The following is a 3,384-nucleotide window of genomic DNA, read 5'->3' on the forward strand; positions in this document are numbered from 1 at the left end:
TCTCAGCGAGGATCGCACCGTCACATCGGACCAGATCCTGATCGCCACCGGCGGCCGCCCGGCGGCGCATCCGGCGCTGCCCGGCCACGAACATTGCATCTTTTCCAACGAGGCTTTCGACCTCAAGGAGCTGCCCAAGGCGATCATGATCGAAGGCGGCGGCTACATCGCCGTCGAATTCGCCAACATCTTCCACGGCCTCGGCGTCGACACCACGCTGGTCTATCGCGGCAAGGAGATCCTCAGCCGCTTCGACATGGATCTGCGGCGCATGCTGCACGAGACGATGGAGAAGAAGGGGATAAAGATCCTCTGCCATTCCGTATCCGAATGGGTGCGCAAGCGGCCGGACGGCCGGCTCGACGCGCTCGTCAGCGGCGGCAAGGTGCTGACGGTCGACCAGGTGATGCTGGCCATCGGCCGCATTCCCAACACCGAGAATATGGGCCTGGAAGGCATCGGTCTGGAGATGACCAAGACCGGCGCGATCGCGGTCGACGAATACTCGCGCACCAACGTCGACAACATCTGGGCGATCGGCGACGTCACCAACCGCGTACAACTGACGCCGGTGGCGATCCATGAGGCGATGTGTTTCATCGAAACCGCCTTCAAGGGAAATCCGACCGCACCCGACCACCAGACGATTGCGACCGCAGTGTTTTCACAGCCGGAGATCGGCACCGTCGGCCTGTCTGAGGACGATGCCGTCAAACGATTCTCCGACATCGAAATCTACCGCGCGACATTCCGGCCGATGCGGCACACGCTGTCCGGGCGCGACGAGAAGATGCTGATGAAGCTGGTGGTCGATGGCGCGTCGAAGAAAGTGCTTGGCGCCCACATATTGGGGCCGGATGCCGGCGAGATGGCGCAGCTTCTCGCCATTCCGCTGAAAGCCGAGCTGACCAAGGATGATTTCGACCGGACAATGGCGGTGCATCCGACAGCGGCGGAAGAACTGGTCACCATGTACAAGCCGACCTATCGCGTGAAGGACGGCGAGCGCGTCGGCTGATGCCGGTTGGCTCGTCGCCAAGGGAGCAATCAATGCCCGCACCGCTCGACCATGACTTTGGCGGACGCGTCGATCAGGTTGTCGATAGGGCCGTCGAGGAGGAGCGCATTGTCGGCGCGGTGATCCTCGTCGCCCGACGCGGCGAAACCCTATACAGCCGCGCCGCCGGCCTTGCGGACCGCGAATCCAAGAAACCGATGGCGGCGGACGCGATCTTCCGGCTGGCGTCGGTGACCAAACCCGTCGTCGCGACCGCGGCACTTGCGCTTGTCGAAGCCGGCGTGATCGGCCTCGACGATCCCACGACGAAATTCATCCCTGAATTCAAACCGAAACTGGCGGACGGCAGCGAGCACGTCCTCACCCTGCGACAGCTGCTGACGCATACCGCCGGCCTGAGCTACGGCTTCCGCGAGGCAGCCGACGGACCCTATCATCGCGCCGGGATCTCCGACGGTCTTGACCAGCCCGGCCTTTCGATGGCCGAGAACCTCAGCCGCATCGCCTCGGTGCCGCTGTCCTATGTGCCGGGAACGGGCTGGGGCTATTCGGTGGCGATGGATGTGCTGGGCGAGGCCATGGCGAGAGCCACTGGCGCCACCCTGCCGGAGCTGGTCGATCGCCTGGTCGTCCAGCCGCTCGGCATGGATGACGCAGCCTTTGTCGTGCGCGATCGATCGCGGCTGGTGACGCCTTACGCCGATGGACCCGGCAAGGCCATCGCCATGGGCGAGCAACATCGCGTGCCCTTCGGCGATGGCGCCATCTCATTTTCGCCTGGGCGCGTCTTCGATCCCGCGTCTTTCGCCTCGGGCGGCACCGGCATGAACGGCACCGCCGGCGACGTCCTCAAGCTTCTTGAGGCGCTGCGTTCCAGGGGTGGATCGGTCATCCGCCCCGAAACGGCAGCGGCTATGACCACGGACGCAATAGCGGGCCTGGAGACCACCATGCCCGGCTGGGGCTGGGGTCTCGGATTTGGCGTCCTGCGCGACCCGCTTGCCGCGTCGACGCCCCAGGCCGCCGGCACCTGGCGCTGGGGCGGTGTCTACGGTCATTCCTGGTTCGTTGATCCGACGCTCGACCTGACGGTGGTGACGCTGACCAACACCGCCATATCAGGCATGACGGGCGCCTTCCCCGATGCACTGCGCGACGCGATCTATGGCAGGCAGGCCTGACACAGGGAAGGTCGGAACCCCCGCCGGCGATGGCCGGCGGCGGAGACAGGTGTGCCGCTCAGAGCAGCGTTCCGCGCAGGATCACCAGCGCCACCGAGAAATAGATCACCAGCCCGGTGACATCGACCAGCGTGGCGACGAACGGGGCCGATGCGCTGGCCGGATCGAAGCCGATGCGTTTCAAGGCGAACGGCAGCATCGACCCCGACAGCGAACCGAAGGTGACGATACCGACCAGTGCCGCGCCGACCGTCGTGGCGATCAGCGGCCAGTGCGGGCCATAGTCGTAGAAGCCCATATATTGCCAGAGCGCGATGCGGCAGATGCCGACCACGCCCAGCATGGCGCCGAGCACGAGGCCAGTCGGCAGTTCGCGCAGCGCCACCCGCCACCAGTCACGAAGACCGATCTCGCGCAGCGCCAGCGCCCGGATGACGAGCGACGTCGCCTGCGAGCCGGAATTGCCGCCCGAGCTCATGATCAACGGGATGAACAGCGTCAGCACGATCGCCTTCTCCAACTCGCCCTCATAGCTTTGCATGGCGTTGGCCGTCAGCATCTCTGAGATGAACAGCGCGCACAGCCAGCCGCCGCGCTTCTTGATCATGGCGAGGAAGCTCATCTTCATATACGGCTCGTCGAGGGCTTCCATGCCGCCGAAACGATGGACGTCCTCGGTCGTCTCCTCGATCATCGTGTCGATGATGTCGTCGATGGTGACGATGCCGAGGATCTTGCCGTGATCGACGACCGGGACGGCAAGCAGATCGTATTTGGAGATCGTCTGTGCCAGGGTTTCGCGATCGGTCAGCGGGCTGACCGTCACCGGAACACGATCCGGCGCCACCGTCATGATCGAGTCGTCCGGCTCACCGGTGATCAGCCGGCGCAGGCCGGTCGACCGCACAAGCAGGTGCGTTTCCGGATCGACGATATAGATCGCGTAGACGGTCTCGCGCGTCCGCTCGACCTTGCGGATGTAGTCGAGCGTGCGGCCCACGGTCCAGTCCGAGGGTACGCTGACGAACTCCGTCGTCATGATCGATGCGGCACTGCCTTCGGGATAACCGAGAATGGAAAGCAGCGTTACGCGCAGCGGTGGTGCAAGCCCGCCGAGCAGCTCGGAACGGGCCGGCTCGTCGAGCTCGCGCAGGATGTCGGCGGCGCGGTCGACCGACATGGCGG

Annotated in this window: 3 protein-coding genes; 2 read left to right on the forward strand and 1 reads right to left on the reverse strand. The window is 64.9% G+C overall.

The annotated features are described in order from the left end of the window. Nucleotides 1-1,018 (forward strand): FAD-dependent oxidoreductase (locus tag EN935_RS27545; protein ID WP_127373818.1); only part of this gene is annotated, 1,018 nt, incomplete at its 5' end. Nucleotides 1,019-1,050: 32 nt separating this feature from the next. Further along, nucleotides 1,051-2,199, forward strand: a complete 1,149-nt coding sequence (locus EN935_RS27550; protein ID WP_206534580.1) for a serine hydrolase domain-containing protein — start codon at nucleotides 1,051-1,053, stop codon at nucleotides 2,197-2,199. Between the two features lie 58 nt (nucleotides 2,200-2,257). Here EN935_RS27550 and mgtE read toward each other — a convergent pair. After that, nucleotides 2,258-3,384, reverse strand: a 1,127-nt coding sequence (mgtE, locus tag EN935_RS27555) for a magnesium transporter (protein WP_127373820.1), incomplete at its 5' end; no start/stop codon positions are given.

This window comes from Mesorhizobium sp. M7D.F.Ca.US.004.03.1.1 (assembly GCF_003998635.1).
Classification (GTDB): domain Bacteria; phylum Pseudomonadota; class Alphaproteobacteria; order Rhizobiales; family Rhizobiaceae; genus Mesorhizobium; species Mesorhizobium loti.

Coding starts and splice junctions, on each gene's coding strand:
- EN935_RS27550 (WP_206534580.1), top strand. CDS start 1,051: ATGCCCGCACCGCTCGACCATGACTTTGGCGGACGCGTCGATCAGGTT.